Source organism: Acidocella sp., from assembly GCF_013044125.1.
Taxonomy (GTDB): domain Bacteria; phylum Pseudomonadota; class Alphaproteobacteria; order Acetobacterales; family Acetobacteraceae; genus Acidocella.
This window is the reverse complement of record NZ_JABEVC010000128.1, coordinates 1-13958: the sequence shown is the minus strand read 5'-3', so window position 1 is coordinate 13958 and position 13958 is coordinate 1. Positions and strand designations below refer to the sequence as shown.

At 63.2% G+C, this 13958-nt stretch carries 16 protein-coding genes; 6 read left to right on the top strand and 10 right to left on the bottom strand.

Annotated features, from left to right (window positions below; genetic code table 11):
* The coding region (gene rho, locus HKL97_RS08250; protein WP_291424249.1) for a transcription termination factor Rho at positions 1-1016 on the bottom strand (1016 nt) is incomplete at its 3' end.
* A gap of 194 nt (positions 1017-1210) precedes the next feature.
* On the opposite strand from rho, the gene HKL97_RS08245 reads away from it, so the two are divergent.
* From HKL97_RS08245 to HKL97_RS08220, 6 genes are all read left to right on the top strand, one after another.
* Positions 1211-1999 carry a carbon-nitrogen hydrolase family protein gene (locus tag HKL97_RS08245; protein WP_291424247.1) on the top strand — a complete coding sequence of 263 codons (789 nt, stop codon included), beginning with the start codon at positions 1211-1213 and terminating at the stop codon, positions 1997-1999.
* Positions 2000-2060: 61 nt separating this feature from the next.
* The gene (locus HKL97_RS08240; RefSeq protein WP_291424245.1) at positions 2061-2495 is read left to right on the top strand and encodes a CBS domain-containing protein; all 435 of its coding nucleotides are present in this window, start codon (positions 2061-2063) and stop codon (positions 2493-2495) included.
* Between the two features lie 128 nt (positions 2496-2623).
* Entirely contained in the window at positions 2624-3841 is a 1218-nt protein-coding gene (gene hemA, locus HKL97_RS08235; protein ID WP_291424243.1) for a 5-aminolevulinate synthase, read from the top strand.
* A 3-nt stretch (positions 3842-3844) separates the two neighbouring features.
* On the top strand, positions 3845-4621 hold the full coding sequence (locus HKL97_RS08230) for an SDR family NAD(P)-dependent oxidoreductase (protein ID WP_291424241.1): 777 nt from the start codon (positions 3845-3847) through the stop codon (positions 4619-4621).
* 153 nt (positions 4622-4774) lie between these two features.
* A complete protein-coding gene (locus HKL97_RS08225; RefSeq protein ID WP_291424239.1) occupies positions 4775-5326 on the top strand; it encodes an acetate uptake transporter in 552 nt (183 codons plus the stop codon).
* Between the two features lie 60 nt (positions 5327-5386).
* Positions 5387-7264, top strand: coding sequence for an AMP-binding protein (locus tag HKL97_RS08220; RefSeq protein ID WP_291424237.1), 1878 nt, complete (start codon positions 5387-5389; stop codon positions 7262-7264).
* 98 nt (positions 7265-7362) lie between these two features.
* On the opposite strand, the gene ychF is transcribed toward HKL97_RS08220, so the two are convergent.
* From ychF to rplU, 9 genes are all read right to left on the bottom strand, one after another.
* Positions 7363-8454, bottom strand: coding sequence for a redox-regulated ATPase YchF (ychF, locus tag HKL97_RS08215; protein WP_291424235.1), 1092 nt, complete (start codon positions 8452-8454; stop codon positions 7363-7365).
* Positions 8444-9031, bottom strand: a complete 588-nt coding sequence (gene pth, locus HKL97_RS08210; protein WP_291424233.1) for an aminoacyl-tRNA hydrolase — start codon at positions 9029-9031, stop codon at positions 8444-8446. The genes ychF and pth overlap by 11 nt, the downstream gene beginning before the upstream one ends.
* Positions 9032-9046: 15 nt before the next feature.
* The gene (locus HKL97_RS08205) at positions 9047-9742 is read right to left on the bottom strand and encodes a 50S ribosomal protein L25/general stress protein Ctc (RefSeq protein ID WP_291424231.1); all 696 of its coding nucleotides are present in this window, start codon (positions 9740-9742) and stop codon (positions 9047-9049) included.
* A 96-nt stretch (positions 9743-9838) separates the two neighbouring features.
* On the bottom strand, positions 9839-10249 hold the full coding sequence (locus tag HKL97_RS08200; protein WP_291424229.1) for a hypothetical protein: 411 nt from the start codon (positions 10247-10249) through the stop codon (positions 9839-9841).
* Positions 10236-10718, bottom strand: a complete 483-nt coding sequence (locus tag HKL97_RS08195) for a Panacea domain-containing protein (protein ID WP_291424251.1) — start codon at positions 10716-10718, stop codon at positions 10236-10238. Before HKL97_RS08195 ends, HKL97_RS08200 begins: the two co-directional genes overlap by 14 nt.
* A gap of 371 nt (positions 10719-11089) precedes the next feature.
* Complete coding sequence (gene proB / locus HKL97_RS08190; RefSeq protein ID WP_291424227.1) at positions 11090-12205, bottom strand: glutamate 5-kinase; 1116 nt, start codon at positions 12203-12205, stop codon at positions 11090-11092.
* Positions 12202-13203, bottom strand: a complete 1002-nt coding sequence (obgE, locus tag HKL97_RS08185; RefSeq protein WP_291424225.1) for a GTPase ObgE — start codon at positions 13201-13203, stop codon at positions 12202-12204. The genes proB and obgE overlap by 4 nt, the downstream gene beginning before the upstream one ends.
* A gap of 68 nt (positions 13204-13271) precedes the next feature.
* Positions 13272-13541 carry a 50S ribosomal protein L27 gene (rpmA, locus tag HKL97_RS08180; protein WP_291424223.1) on the bottom strand — a complete coding sequence of 90 codons (270 nt, stop codon included), beginning with the start codon at positions 13539-13541 and terminating at the stop codon, positions 13272-13274.
* 11 nt (positions 13542-13552) lie between these two features.
* Complete coding sequence (gene rplU, locus HKL97_RS08175) at positions 13553-13867, bottom strand: 50S ribosomal protein L21 (protein ID WP_291424221.1); 315 nt, start codon at positions 13865-13867, stop codon at positions 13553-13555.
* Between the last annotated feature and the right edge of the window lie 91 nt (positions 13868-13958).

The window sequence follows — 13958 nt, the reverse complement described above, 5'->3', positions numbered from 1 at the left end:
TCGAAGATGACTTCGTCCATGCGCGAGCCGGTGTCGATCAGCGCCGTGGCGATGATGGTCAGCGAGCCGCCTTCCTCGATGTTGCGCGCGGCGCCGAAGAAGCGCTTGGGGCGCTGCAGGGCGTTGGCGTCAACGCCGCCGGTGAGCACCTTGCCCGAGGAGGGGACGACGGTGTTGTAGGCGCGGGCGAGGCGGGTGATGGAGTCCAGCAAAATGACGACATCGCGCTTATGTTCGACCAGGCGCTTGGCTTTTTCCAGCACCATTTCGGTGACCTGGACGTGGCGGGTGGCGGGTTCATCAAAGGTGGAGGCGACGACCTCGCCCTTCACGGAGCGCGACATGTCGGTAACTTCCTCGGGGCGTTCATCGATGAGCAGGACGATGAGGAAGACTTCCGGGTGGTTGGCCGAGATCGCCGCCGCGATGTTTTGCAGCATCACGGTTTTGCCGGTGCGCGGCGGGGCGACCACGAGGGCGCGCTGGCCTTTGCCGATGGGGGCGATGAGGTCGATGACGCGGGAGGTGTTGTCCTTCACCGAGCCTTTGGCGGTGGGCTCGGTGAGCTCGACCTCCATTTTCAGGCGCGAGGTGGGGTAGAGCGGCGTGAGATTATCAAAATTGATGCGGTGCTTGACCGCGTCGGGCGATTCAAAGTTGATTTTGTCAACCTTGGCGAGGGCGAAGTAGCGCTCACCCTCCTTGGGGGCCTTGATTTCGCCGTCCACCGTGTCGCCGGTGCGCAAGGAGAAGCGGCGGACCTGGGCGGGGGAGACGTAGATGTCTTCCGGGCCGGGGAGGTAGTTGGCCTCCGGGTTACGCAGGAAGCCAAAACCGTCGGGAAGGATTTCGAGCGTGCCGTCGCCGCGGATGACCTGGTCATTTTCAGCGAAGGCCTTGAGGATGGCGAACATCATGTCCTGCTTGCGCAGGGAGGAGGCGTTCTCGACTTCCAGCTCTTCCGCGAGGTTGAGGAGGTCTGTCGGCGATTTGGCCTTGAGTTCGGCTAGATGCATGGGTGGTCCGATCGGGAGTGCGCGCCAAGCGGATGCTGGCGCAAAGGGGGCGGCAGGGATGTTTGCAGGCTGAATACAGCCGCGGCGGCGCGAATGGCCTGAGCCGTTACATGAGGGTTTTGGTCCGCAACGTCAAGCTGGGGGGAGTGAAAACAATGGTTTCAGGATTGGCGGAAACGGCTTAGACTGGCGGCATGAAAATTGCCCTCTACCAAGGCCCTGGGGCCGTTAATGATCCACCAGCCGCGTTTGCGCTCATGGAACGCAAGGCGGCGGAGGCCAAGGCGCGGGGTGCGGATGTGCTGCTGCTGCCGGAGATGTATCTCTCGGGCTATAATATAGGGCCGGAGAATGCGCGCCGGTATGCGCTGACGGCGGCGGGGCTGGCGCCGGCGCGGCGGTTCGCGAAGGAGCAGGGCATTGCCCTGGCGTTCGGCTACCCGGAGCTGGTGGGCGAGCGGGTGGCGAACGCGGTTGTGCTGATTGGCCCGGATGGGGAGATTTTGCTTAACTACCGCAAGACGCATCTGTTCGGTGAGCTGGACCGGGCGATGTTCAAGGAGGTGGGCGCGCAGTTTCCGGTGGCCAGGCTGGGCGGGTACACGGTTGGCCTGCTGATCTGCTATGACATCGAGTTCCCTGAGCCGGCGCGGCGGCTGGCGCTGGCGGGGGCGGATATCATACTGGTGCCGACGGCCTCGATGGAGCCGTATGACCAGGTGGCGCGGCATGTGATTCCGGCGCGCGCGTATGAGAACCAGGTGTATGTGGCTTATGCCAACCATAGCGGGCAGGATGACGGGCTGAGCTATATCGGGCTTTCCAGCATTTGCGGGCCGGATGGCAAGGTGCTGGCGCTGGCGGGCACGGGTGAGGAGATGTTGCTGGCGGAGGTGGTGCCGGCGCACCATGCCGCCGTGCGGCGGGCGGATCCGCTGCTGGCAGACCGCCGGCCGGCGTTATACGGGCCGCTGGCGGGATAAATTAGGGTTTGCTCAGGGGGGCGAATACTTTCATACTGCTCGGAAAACAGGAGGTGACGCCATGATTTTACAGGCTATTTTGGCCAATAAGCCGGCTGGATATATTGCTGTGCCGCCGGATATGCGGATTAGCGATGTGATTGCCGTGCTGGCGGAGAAGCATATTGGCGCGGTGCTGGTGGTGGGGCCGCAGGATGATCTGGTCGGCATATTGAGCGAGCGCGATGTTGTGCGCAGCCTCTCGGTGCGCGCCGCTGCGACGTTGTATCTGACCGCGGCGGAGTTGATGACACCCAACCCGGCCACCGCCTCGCGGGCGACCACGGTGGAGGAGGCGATGGAGCTGATGACCAACGGGCGGTTCCGGCATCTGCCGGTGCTGGAGGATGGCGGGCTGATTGGGCTGGTGAGCATCGGCGATGTGGTGAAGGCGCGGATCGATCACCAGAAATACGAGGTGGAGACGCTGCGGACCTATGTGGCGGGCGGCGTCTGAGCAGCCGCTTTTTGCCGCCGCCCTGGGGGCGGGGTGAGAATTTGGCGGCAGCTGGGTTGCGGGCGTGTCATTGACTCGGGCGCGGCTTAGGGTCTTTTCTGCGCGCGGATTTCAGGTAATGGCTGGTCATGCATAAGTTTCTTGTCAAATGTGATGAAGCGCTCAACGAGATCTCAGCTCAGGGGCGCTACCGGCGCTTTGTGGCGCTGGAGAAGCTGGCGGACAGGTTTCCTTATTATTCAGTGACCATGGAGGGGCGGACGCGCGATATTCTCGTGTGGTCGTCCAATGATTATCTGGCCATGGGGACGGACCCGGTGGTGATCGAGGCGTCGATTGATGCCGCAAGGCGGATGGGCGCCGGTGCCGGGGGGACGCGCAACATCGCGGGCTCATCGCCGCTGCATGTGGCGCTGGAGGAAGAGCTGGCGGATTTGCACGGCAAGGATGCAGCGCTGCTGTTCACCTCCGGCTATGTCTCGAACCAGGCGACGCTGGGCGCGATGCTGAACGCGCTGCCGGACTGGCATGTGTTCTCCGACGCGCAGAACCATAATTCGATGATTGTGGGGATAAAGGACGGGCGCAAGGCCAGCGTGCATGTGTTCAAGCATAACGACATGGCGGATCTGGAGCGGTTGCTGGCGGCGGCGCCGGCGGATGCGCCCAAGCTGATCGCGTTCGAGAGCGTGTATTCGATGGATGGCGATATCGCGCCGCTGAAGGAGATATGCGATCTGGCGGATAAATTTAACGCGCTGACGTATCTCGACGAGGTGCATGCGGTGGGCATGTATGGCGCGCATGGCGGCGGGGTTTCGGAGCGCGACGGGGTGGCGCACCGGATTACGATTATCGAGGGTACGCTGGCCAAGGGGTTTGGCTGCCACGGCGGGTATGTGACCGGCGATTTCAAGGTGCTGGATTATATCCGCTCGGTGGCGGCGGGGTTCATTTTCACTACCGCGCTGCCGCCGCCCACGGTTGCGGCGGCGCTGGCCTCGGTGCGGACGCTGAAGGCGGATTCCGCGCGCCGGGCCTTGTTGTTTGACCGGGCGGAGACGCTGAAGGCGAAGTTCCGCGCGGCGGGGCTGCCGGTGATGGCGAGTTCCAGCCATATCGTGCCGCTGATGATCGGTGATGCGGCGAAGGCGACGATGGTTTCGATGCGGTTGATCCGCGAGTTCGGGATGTATGCGACGCCGATTAACTACCCCACCGTGGCGCGGGGGACGGAGCGGTTGCGCTTTACGCCGGGACCCAAGCATACCGATGCCATGATGGACGATTTGGTGGCGGCGTTGCAGACGATTTTGCTGAGCGAGCCCGCCGTTACCGGCGCCTGAGCCGTGGAGCTTGGGCTTGGGGGCAAGGTTGTTCTTGTAACCGGCGGGTCCAAAGGGATTGGCCTTGCCTGTGCGCGCGGCTTCGCGGCCGAGGGGGCGCGGGTGGTGATATGCTCGCGCGGGCAGGGGAATATTGACGCGGCGTTGCGCGAATTGCCCGGCGCGGTGGGATTTGCCGTGGATTTGACCGATGCGGCGGCGGCCGCCGTGCTGGTGGCGCGGGTGGAAGAGGCGGTGGGGCCGGTTGATGTGCTGGTGAACAGCGCCGGGGCGGCGAAGCGGGCGCCGGTGGACGAGTTGACCCCGGCGGCCTGGCGGGCGGCGATGGATGCCAAGTATTTTTCGTATATTCATGTGATCGACCCGGTGATTAAGCGCATGGCGGCGCGCGGGGCTGGGGTGATTGTGAATGTGATCGGCAATGGCGGGAAGGTGCCTAATCCTATCCATGTCGCGGGTGGGGCGGCCAATGCCGCGCTGATGCTGGCGACCGCCGGGCTGGCCGGCGCCTATGCGGCGCGCGGCGTGCGGGTGGTGGGCGTGAACCCGGCGGGGACCGGGACCGAGCGTGTTGCCGAGGGGATTAGGGCGGCGGCGCGCGGGGCTGGGGTGAGTTTCGAGGAGGCGCAGCGGCAGATGCTGGCGGGGATTCCCGTGGGGCGGCTGGCGCGGCCGGAGGAGATTGCCGATACGGTGGTGTTTTTGGCGTCGGCGCGGGCGGGATATATCAGCGGTGTGAACCTGACGGTGGATGGCGCGACGGCGCCGGTGGTTTTGTAAAAGATTCTGTTGCAAAACGGGACAGCCAGGGTATGGCTTTGCGGAATTCCGAAAATCTGTAATAAATTTAACCAGCAGCGCGGCGTGGCCCAACAACGAGGTGGCGCGGCGCTGTGTGCCTGACCGATAAAAAAACCACCGGAGAGAAACACAATGAAACTTGCCAACCCCGCACCGCTCGGATTGTTTGGATTTGCGCTCACCACCTGGCTGCTCAGCCTGGTCAATGCCGGGTTTTTGCCCGGAACGTCCGTTCCCCTCGTGCTGGCGATGGCGTTTGCCTTCGGCGGGACGGCGCAGTTTTGTGCCGGGCTGATGGAAATGGCCAAGGGTAATACGTTCGGTTTCGTTGCGTTCTGCTCTTATGGCGCGTTCTGGTGGAGCTTCGCGCTGTTCGCGAAATTCTTTGGCGCCGGCGTGCCGGGGGCGGCTGTTGGCTGGTATCTGATTGTGTGGGGCGCGTTCACCTTCGCGATGTGGATCGGCACGTTCGCGCTCAACCGCGCGCTGTTCCTGATTTTCCTGGCGCTGTGGCTGACGTTCTTCCTGCTCGGGCTGGCGCCGCTCACCGGCAATGCGGAACTGACCACGCTGGGCGGGTATGGCGGGCTGATCACCGCGCTGCTGGCATTCTACCTGGGTGCTGCCGATATCATCAACGAGACGCATGGCCGGAGCGTGCTGCCGGTTGGGGCGCGTTCCTGAGATTTGTGATCCTGGGGGTGGTTCGCCACCCCCAGACCCGATTTTCAAGAAAGAAGAAAAATGAGCGATTATCCCAGGCTGTACGCGCAATGGCGGGACGCACCGCAAGCCTATTGGGCGCAGGCGGCGGCGCTGATTGACTGGGACAAGGCGCCGGAGCGGATATTTGATGGCGCGAGAGGGCCTTATGGCACCTGGTTTCCCGATGCGTGGCTAAATACATCGTATAATTGCCTGGATCGCCATGTGGCGGCCGGGCGTGGCGGGAATATCGCGCTGATCTGGGATTCGCCCATGGAGGGGCGGGTTGAACATATTACCTACGCGCAGGCGCTGGGGCGGGTTGAGAAAATCGCCGGGGCGCTGGCGGCGCTTGGGGTCGCCAAGGGTGACCGGGTTGTTGTGTATATGCCGATGGTGCCCGAGGCGGTGTTTGCCATGCTCGCCTGTGCGCGGCTGGGGGCGATCCACTCCATGGTGTTTGGCGGGTTTGCGGCGCCGGAGCTGGCCGCGCGCATTACCGATGCGGCGCCGAAAGTGGTGATCGCGGGCTCCTGCGGGTTGGAGCCGGGGCGGGTTGTGGCCTACAAGCCGATGCTGGACGCGGCGCTGGCGCTCTCGGCGCATAAACCGGCGGCGTGTTTGATATTTCAGCGCGCGGCGGGCCGCGCCGAGCTGGTGCCCGGGCGGGATTTTGATTTTATGGAGGCCGAGCGGGCCGCGGCGCCGCATGGGCCGGTGAGCGTGGAGGGGGCGCATCCGCTGTATATCCTCTACACCTCCGGCACGACCGGGCGGCCGAAGGGTGTGGTGCGCGACAACGGCGGGCATGCGGTGGCGCTGGCGCAGAGCATGAAAATTATTTTCGACGTGGGGCCGGGCGAGGTGATCTGGGCGGCGGCGGATGTGGGCTGGGCCGTTGGGCATTCGTATCTGGTGTATGCGCCGCTGCTCGCGGGGGCGGCCACGATCATGTATGAGGGCAAGCCGACCGGGACGCCGGATGCCGGGGCGTTCTGGCGCGTGGCCGCGCAGCATAAGGCGAAGGTGTTGTTCACCGCGCCGACGGCGCTGCGGGCGATCAAGCAGCAGGACCCGGAGGGGACGTTTATTCCCAAATATGATCTCTCAGGGATGCGGGCGTTGTTTCTGGCGGGGGAGCGGTGCGATCCGCCGACGGCGATGTGGATTGAGGCGCTGCTGGGCAAGCCGGTGATTGATAATTACTGGCAGACGGAGACGGGATGGCCGATTACGGCGCGGTTTTTGGGCCTGGGGCTGACGCCGTTCAAGCCGGGTTCAGGCGGGCGGCCGTCGCCGGGGTATGATATTGCGCCGCTGGATGAGACCGGCGAGCCGGTGGCGGCGGGGAGCACGGGGAATTTATGCATCCGCCTGCCGATGCCGCCGGGCTGCGGGCCGACGCTGTGGCAAAATGACGATGGGTATCGGGCGGCGTACCTCACCGCGTTTCCGGGCTGGTACAAGACCGGGGATGCCGGGATGGTGGATGCGGATGGCGATGTGTGGGTGATGGGGCGGACGGATGATATCATCAACGTCGCCGGGCACCGGCTCTCCACCGGGGCGATGGAGGAGGTGCTGGCGATGCACCGGGATGTCGCGGAATGCGCGGTGATCGCCAAGGCGGATGCGCTGAAGGGGGAGATCCCCTACGGGCTGGTGGTGCTGAAGGCGGGCTCTGAGCGGGAGGCCGCGGTGATCGAGAAAGAGCTGATCGCGCTGGTGCGCGAGAAGATCGGCCCGGTGGCGGCGTTTCGCGATGTGATGGTGGTGCAAAGGCTGCCGAAAACGCGCTCGGGCAAGATTTTGCGGGCGACGATCCGTAAGATCGCCAATGGCGAGGTGGTGAGCGTGCCGGGGACGATCGAGGATGCGAGCGTGTTGGAGCAGATTTCGGCGGCGTTCGGGCGGTAGTGTCCTGCCCCTGAAGCCTGCTGCGTTTTGCAGCGGGCGGAAGGGATAAGCAGGCTACTGGGGCGGCATGCCGAAGAGGGCGTGGTTAGCGTGAGGGTTCAGACGTTGAAGCGGAAGAGCAGCACGTCGCCGTCTTTCACCACGTAGTCGCGGCCTTCGATGCGGAGTTTTCCGGCCTCGCGGGCGCCGGCTTCGCCTTTGTAGGCGATGTAGTCTTCATAAGCGGTGGTTTCGCAGGCGATGAAGCCGCGCTCGAAATCGCCATGGATGACGCCGGCGGCGCCGGGGGCCTTGGTGCCTTTGGTGATGGTCCAGGCGCGGGTTTCCTTCGGCCCGACGGTGAAATAGGTGATGAGGCCGAGCAGCGCGTAGCCGGCGCGGATGATGCGGTCCAGCCCGCTGTCTTCCAGGCCGAGATCAGCCAGGAAGGAGGCGCGGTCTTCTTCCGGCAACTGGGCGACTTCGGATTCGATGGCGGCGGAGACGACGACGCTGAGCGCGCCGACGGATTTTGCCATCTCGGCGACGCGGGCGGATTGCGCGTTGCCGGTGGCGGCCGAGGCTTCCTCGACATTGCAGACATAGAGCACCGGCTTGGCGGTGAGCAGGTTGAGGCGCTTGGCGTCCTCGGCGGTTTCGGGCGTGATGGCGGTGCGGGCGGGTTTGCCTTGTTCGAGGGCGGCGAGAATTGGCTCCATGAGGGCGGCATCAATGGCGGCCTGGCGGTCGTTCTTGGCGCGTTTCTGAATGGCGGGCAGGCGCTTGGAGAGGGAGTCGAGATCGGCCAGCATCAGCTCGGTCTCAACGGTTTCGGCATCGCGGATAGGGTCGACGCTGCCTTCGACATGGGTCACGTCGTCGTCCTCGAAGCAGCGCAGCACATGCACGATGGCGTCGACTTCGCGGATATTGGCGAGGAACTGGTTGCCGAGGCCCTCGCCCTTGGAGGCGCCGCGGACCAGCCCGGCGATGTCTACGAATTCCAGGCTGGTGGGGACCACCTTGATGGATTTGCCGATGATGGCCAGGGCGTCCATGCGTTTATCGGGCACGGCGACGCGGCCGGTGTTGGGCTCGATGGTGCAGAAGGGGTAGTTGGCGGCCTGGGCTGCCACTGTGGCGGTGAGCGCGTTGAAGAGGGTCGATTTGCCGACATTCGGCAGGCCGACGATACCGCAGTTAAAGCCCATTTTTCTGGTCCTTGGTGAGTAGTGCGAGGCGGGTCATGTAGTCTTCCGGCTTTTGCGCGGCCAGGAGGGCGGCTGCATCGGCCACCGCGTCGAGCGTTGGCAGCAGCCAGTCAAGGTCAGGTTTGGCGAAATCGCCCAGGACGTGGCCGGTGACGCGGTGCTTGTCCCCCGGATGGCCGATGCCCAGGCGCACGCGCCAGTAGTCCGGGGTGCCCAGGTGTTGGTCCATGCTGCGCAACCCGTTGTGGCCGGCGGCGCCGCCACCTTTTTTCACCCGGATCTTGCCGGGGGCGAGGTCCAGATCGTCATGGAAGACGGTGATGCCGGCGGGGGCGATTTTGAAGAACGAGGCGGCGGCCTGCACGGATTCACCGGAGAGGTTCATGTAGGTCATCGGTTTGAGCGCCAGGATTTTATGCCCGCCGATCACGCCCTCACACACCAGGCCCTTAAAGCGTTGCCGCCAGGCTGAGAAACCATGGCGGCGCGCGATGACATCGAGGGCCATGAAGCCGATGTTGTGCCGCTGCCGCGCCATGGCTGGCTCTGGGTTGCCGAGACCGACCCAAAGAAACATGGCGCGGGGAAAGAATTACTTCTTTTTGGCGGGCGCGGCGGGCGCGGCGGCTGCCTTGGGAGCGGCCTTGCCACCCTTGCCCTTGGCGGGAGCGGCTGCCGCGGCGGCTGCCTTGGCGGCGTCTTCGGCCAGCTGCTCTGCCGAGACGGTCGGCGCGGCGATGGTGGCGATGACGAAGTCACGGTCAGTGATGACCGGGCGAGCGTCGCCCACGCCGATGAGGTTGTGCCAGCGGATGGTGTCGTTGATTTCCAGCGGGCCCAGATCAACCTCGAACTTCTCGGGGATGTTGTCTGGGTCGCAGGCGACTTCAACGGTGTGGCGCACGACGTTGAGCACGCCGCCGCGCTTGATGCCGGGGCTGATGCCTTCGTTCAGGAAGACCACATGCACGCCGACGCGCACGCGCTCACCCGAGGCGAGGCGCTGAAAATCCACATGCTCGGGGGCATCGGTGACCGGGTGGAACTGCACGTCGCGCATCAGGGCGCGCACGTTCTGGCCATCCAGGGTGATTTCATACAGGCGCGAGCGCCAGCCGCCGCGCTTGAGTTCGCGCATGACGATGCGCGGGTCGAGGGCGATCAGGGAGGGTTCCTGTTTCGCGCCGTAAATTACCGCAGGTACTTTACCTGCACGCCTCGTCGCCCGCGCCACCCCCTTGCCGGCACGCGAACGCGACTCAGCTTCGATGGTTTCGAAATTGGCCATGTTTTACGCTCCTATAAACAACAAAAGCCGGCCTCCAGGGGTGCCGGCGGGCGGGGTGTAGCGCGGATCGGGGGATTGTTCAACCAAGGGCGGGGGTTAGAGTCTCTGCCGAGCCCCAACAAAGATACCTGAAAGGACCATTCCGACAAGCCCAATTACAGTTACAGCCGTACTGCCTACAAGAATTTGCAAAACACTTGTCGGTAACAGGTGACCACAAAGCCCAATGACCAAAACAAGGGCGACAAAACCACAATAAGAACACATAAACACGAAGGTTCTCAAAGCATAAGGTTTTATCAAATCATTCAAAATTTCGTTTGTGGCATTAATCCGTCGTAAAGATTCTACTTCGGCCTGCAACTGGATTTTTTCTTCGGAAACCTGCGTAAATTTGCTCCACAAAGCCGGATAGTTCTGTTCGGGGCTCTCCGTTTGGGGAGCCCCGAAAGTAACCGGGGCGGTATCAATGTCGCCGAGAGAAATTTTAGGTTCAGGCTCTTGCACGGCCCGCCATTGCTAGCTGAATGTAATGGTCTCTAATTTCATCGTTGGGGATCGAAGCGTTTTGCCCCCGGGTAAAATATGTGTTTGTCCACGGGGTATTCTGCTCGTGGGTCATGCGGGATAACTCTAAACCACTATATCGACCGTATTTATTCCAAACATGGTCGATAATACCACTCTCTTCCGCAGAGAGTATTTCTTCGATGGGCTTATTATTAATCGGGTCTTCTAAAAGCTTAGTCTTAGATCCAAAGCCAAAATCCCGGATGTGATTCCAAATTTTACGAAAAACGGGACCGTTATCCCATGCCTGTGGCATTTCCGAGACTAAGGGTTCTCCGTTTATGGCGAGGTTCCACCCATGGGCAATATAGACAAGCTTTTGCAACTGCATCTGGGCCGGGATTGCGGTCCCGCTATGCCGTTTTAGAAATTCATTCGCAATCGCTAAAGGTGAGTGATTAGGCATCAAATCCACCGTATTTTCATGGCTTTTAGGGCCACGACATTACTCATTCCTGTATCATTTTCATTTCTGGGCATAGACTAATTACTCCGATCCCAGAATTTGCCCCAATGATGTGCGACGCAACATTGCGGCGAACATCATTGGGGGGTGTCTACGATGAATTCGATATAGGAACTCGAGTCGAGCTGTCAAGTTCATATTTTGTTCTTGACCAAAAAAGTGTTGAACAGAAAAATGATAGGAAGATGCCGGTTTTTAACCGGGGTGACGGATTTTGTTGGGCTACAGCCTAAATTAATGGGGTCCGGGCATCAGGCCCGGCCAGGGGTGCAGGGGGTGGAACCCCCTGCTGGGGTTAGGGGCGAAGCCCCTTAGAACAACACCAGATCGTCGCGATGCACCGCCTCGTCGCGGCCGCGAAAGCCCAGGAGGGCTTCGAAATCCTCGGAGCGGTGGCCGGCCAGGGTTTGGGAGTCAGTGCTGGAATAGGCGGCGAGGCCGCGGGCGATGCGGGTGCCGGTTGCATCAAGGATTTCCACGGGGTCGCCGCGCTCGAAGGAGCCGGTGACGGTTTTGATTCCGGCGGGGAGCAGGGAGGAGCCTTTGCGCAGGGCGCGGGCGGCGCCGTCGTCGATCACCAGCGTGCCTTGCGGGGCGAGGTGGCCGGCGATCCAGTTTTTGCGCGCGCCCCGGCCTTCAGGCGCGGGGAGGAACCAGGTGCATTTGGCGCCGGATTCGACGGCGGCGAGCGGGTGCTGCGGGTTGCCCAAGGCGATGGCCATGGCGACGCCCGATTGCGTGGCGATGTGGGCGGCGGCCAGCTTGGTGCGCATGCCGCCGGAGGAATAGCCGGGCGGGGGTTCGCCGCCGCAGGCGTCAATTTCAGGGGTGATGACCTCGACCACGGGGATGTGGGCGGCGGCGGGGTTTTTGCGCGGGTCGGCGGTGTAGAGGCCGTCAATATCGGAGAGGAGGATGAGGATGTCTGCCTGGACCATTTCAGCCACGCGGGCGGCCAGACGGTCGTTGTCGCCGAAGCGGATTTCGGCGGTGGCGACGGTGTCGTTCTCGTTGATGACGGGGATGCAGCGCAGGGCGAGGAGGGTGCTGAGGGTGGCGCGCGCGTTGAGGTAGCGGCGGCGGTCCTCGGTGTCTTCCAAGGTGAGCAGGAGCTGGGCGGCGGTGAGGTTTTGGGCCGAAAGGGAGTCCGACCAGGCTTGGGCGAGGCGGATCTGGCCGACAGCGGCGGCGGCTTGTTTTTCCTCAAGGCGGAGCTTGGGCGCGGTGAGGTTGAGTTTTTGCCGGGCGAGCGAGATGGCGCCTGATGAGACGACGATAACTTCAGCGCCACGGGCGGCGAGGGCAGCAATGTCGGCCGTGACGCTGTTGAGCCAGTTGGTGCGCGGGGCGGCGGTTGAGGGGTCGACGATGAGGGCGCTGCCGATTTTCACCACGATGCGGCGGGCGGCGGTCAGCGATGGGATCATTTTTTTCGTGATTCCGTGATGATGTTTTGCAGGGCGCGCAGCACCTCGGGGATGCCCTGGCCGGAGACCCCGGAGGCGACCATGACGGTGGCGCCCGATGCCTTGGCGAGGGCGGCGCGGCGCGAGGAGATTTCGCGGGGCGACATGGCGTCAGCCTTGTTGAGGACGATGATTTCGGGCTTTTCCGCGAGGCCGCCGCCGTATTCGGCGAGTTCGTGGCGCACGGTGCGCCAGGCGTCGACACAATTGCCGGCGGCGCCATCGATGAGGTGGACCAGCACGGCGCAGCGCTCGACATGGCCGAGGAAGCGGGTGCCAAGGCCGGTGCCTTCGTGCGCGCCCTCGATGAGGCCGGGGATGTCAGCGATGACGAATTCCTCGGACATGGAAAGGCGCACGACGCCAAGCTGCGGGTGCAGGGTGGTGAAGGGATAGTCAGCGATTTTGGGGTGCGCGCCGGAGACCACGGAGAGAAAGGTGGATTTGCCGGCGTTGGGCTGGCCGACGAGACCGACATCGGCGATGAGTTTGAGGCGCAGCCAGACCCAGCGTTCCTCGCCGGGCCAGCCTTTGTCGGCGCGGCGGGGCGCGCGGTTGGTGGAGGTTTTGAAGCGCGCGTTGCCGAAGCCGCCGTCGCCGCCGCGCAGCAGGGTGATGGTTTTGCCGGGCGCGTCCATGTCCGCCAGGAGGGTCTCCTTGTCATCGGCGAAAATTTGCGTGCCGATGGGGACTTTGATGCGCAGGGTGGGCGCGCCGGCGCCGGTACGGTCCGCGCCGGAGCCGTTGCCGCCCTTGCGGGCGCGGAAATGCTGGGTGTAGCGGAAGTCGATCAGGGTGTTGAGGTTCTCGACCGCCTCGAACACGATGTCGCCGCCACGGCCGCCGTCACCGCCGTCAGGGCCGCCGAGCTGGATGAATTTCTCGCGCCGGAAGGCTGTGACGCCGTCACCGCCGTCGCCGGATTTGAGGTAGATTTTCGCCTGGTCGAGGAATTTCATTTTTTCGATCTGCTAAAACAAAAAAGGCCGGCTGGTGCCGGCCTTCTTCGAAGGATTGCGCGGCCGGATTATTCGGCGGCGAGTTTAACCGGAGTCACGGATACATGCACGCGGTCATCGGATTTGCGCTCGAACAGGACTTTGCCATCAGCGAGGGCAAAGATCGTATGATCGCGGCCGAGACCAACATTGATGCCAGGCTTCACCTTGGTGCCGCGCTGGCGGATGATGATGTTGCCGGCAACCACGTCCTGCCCGCCGGATTTTTTGACGCCAAGGCGGCGGCCCGCGGTATCGCGGCCGTTACGCGATGAGCCGCCTGCTTTTTTATGTGCCATTTGAGTGCTCCTTAAGCCGCGTTAATGGCGGAGACGCGCAGAACGGTGACGCACTGGCGGTGGCCGTTCTTGCGGCGGCTGTTCTGCCGGCGGCGCTTTTTGAAGATGATGACTTTGGCCAGACGGTCTTGGGCGATGACAGTCGCGGTGACGGAGGCGCCAGCCAGGTTCGGGGCGCCAAGCTTCAACGCACCCTCGCCGCCTACGGCCAGAACATCCGTGAAGGTGACGGTGCTGCCAGCTTCCGCCTCGAGCTTCTCAACTTTTAATACGGCGTCCGGGGTGACGCGGTATTGCTTGCCGCCGGTGCGGATGACTGCGAACATGGGTCTAGGTCCAATCTGGTGTCGTCAAAAATAGAGTGCGCGGCGGGGCCGGGCCCTGTCGCGAGAGTGGCGCGTTATAGCCGGGCGGGGG

Excerpts from the sequence above, each read along its gene's own strand:
- HKL97_RS08245 (WP_291424247.1), top strand. The coding sequence starts at position 1,211 with ATGAAAATTGCCCTCTACCAAGGCCCTGGGGCCGTTAATGATCCACCA.
- HKL97_RS08240 (WP_291424245.1), top strand. The coding sequence starts at position 2,061 with ATGATTTTACAGGCTATTTTGGCCAATAAGCCGGCTGGATATATTGCT.
- hemA (WP_291424243.1), top strand. The coding sequence starts at position 2,624 with ATGCATAAGTTTCTTGTCAAATGTGATGAAGCGCTCAACGAGATCTCA.
- HKL97_RS08225 (WP_291424239.1), top strand. The coding sequence starts at position 4,775 with ATGAAACTTGCCAACCCCGCACCGCTCGGATTGTTTGGATTTGCGCTC.
- HKL97_RS08220 (WP_291424237.1), top strand. The coding sequence starts at position 5,387 with ATGAGCGATTATCCCAGGCTGTACGCGCAATGGCGGGACGCACCGCAA.
- ychF (WP_291424235.1), bottom strand. The coding sequence starts at position 8,454 with ATGGGCTTTAACTGCGGTATCGTCGGCCTGCCGAATGTCGGCAAATCG.
- pth (WP_291424233.1), bottom strand. The coding sequence starts at position 9,031 with ATGTTTCTTTGGGTCGGTCTCGGCAACCCAGAGCCAGCCATGGCGCGG.
- HKL97_RS08205 (WP_291424231.1), bottom strand. The coding sequence starts at position 9,742 with ATGGCCAATTTCGAAACCATCGAAGCTGAGTCGCGTTCGCGTGCCGGC.
- HKL97_RS08195 (WP_291424251.1), bottom strand. The coding sequence starts at position 10,718 with ATGCCTAATCACTCACCTTTAGCGATTGCGAATGAATTTCTAAAACGG.
- proB (WP_291424227.1), bottom strand. The coding sequence starts at position 12,205 with ATGATCCCATCGCTGACCGCCGCCCGCCGCATCGTGGTGAAAATCGGC.
- obgE (WP_291424225.1), bottom strand. The coding sequence starts at position 13,203 with ATGAAATTCCTCGACCAGGCGAAAATCTACCTCAAATCCGGCGACGGC.
- rpmA (WP_291424223.1), bottom strand. The coding sequence starts at position 13,541 with ATGGCACATAAAAAAGCAGGCGGCTCATCGCGTAACGGCCGCGATACC.
- rplU (WP_291424221.1), bottom strand. The coding sequence starts at position 13,867 with ATGTTCGCAGTCATCCGCACCGGCGGCAAGCAATACCGCGTCACCCCG.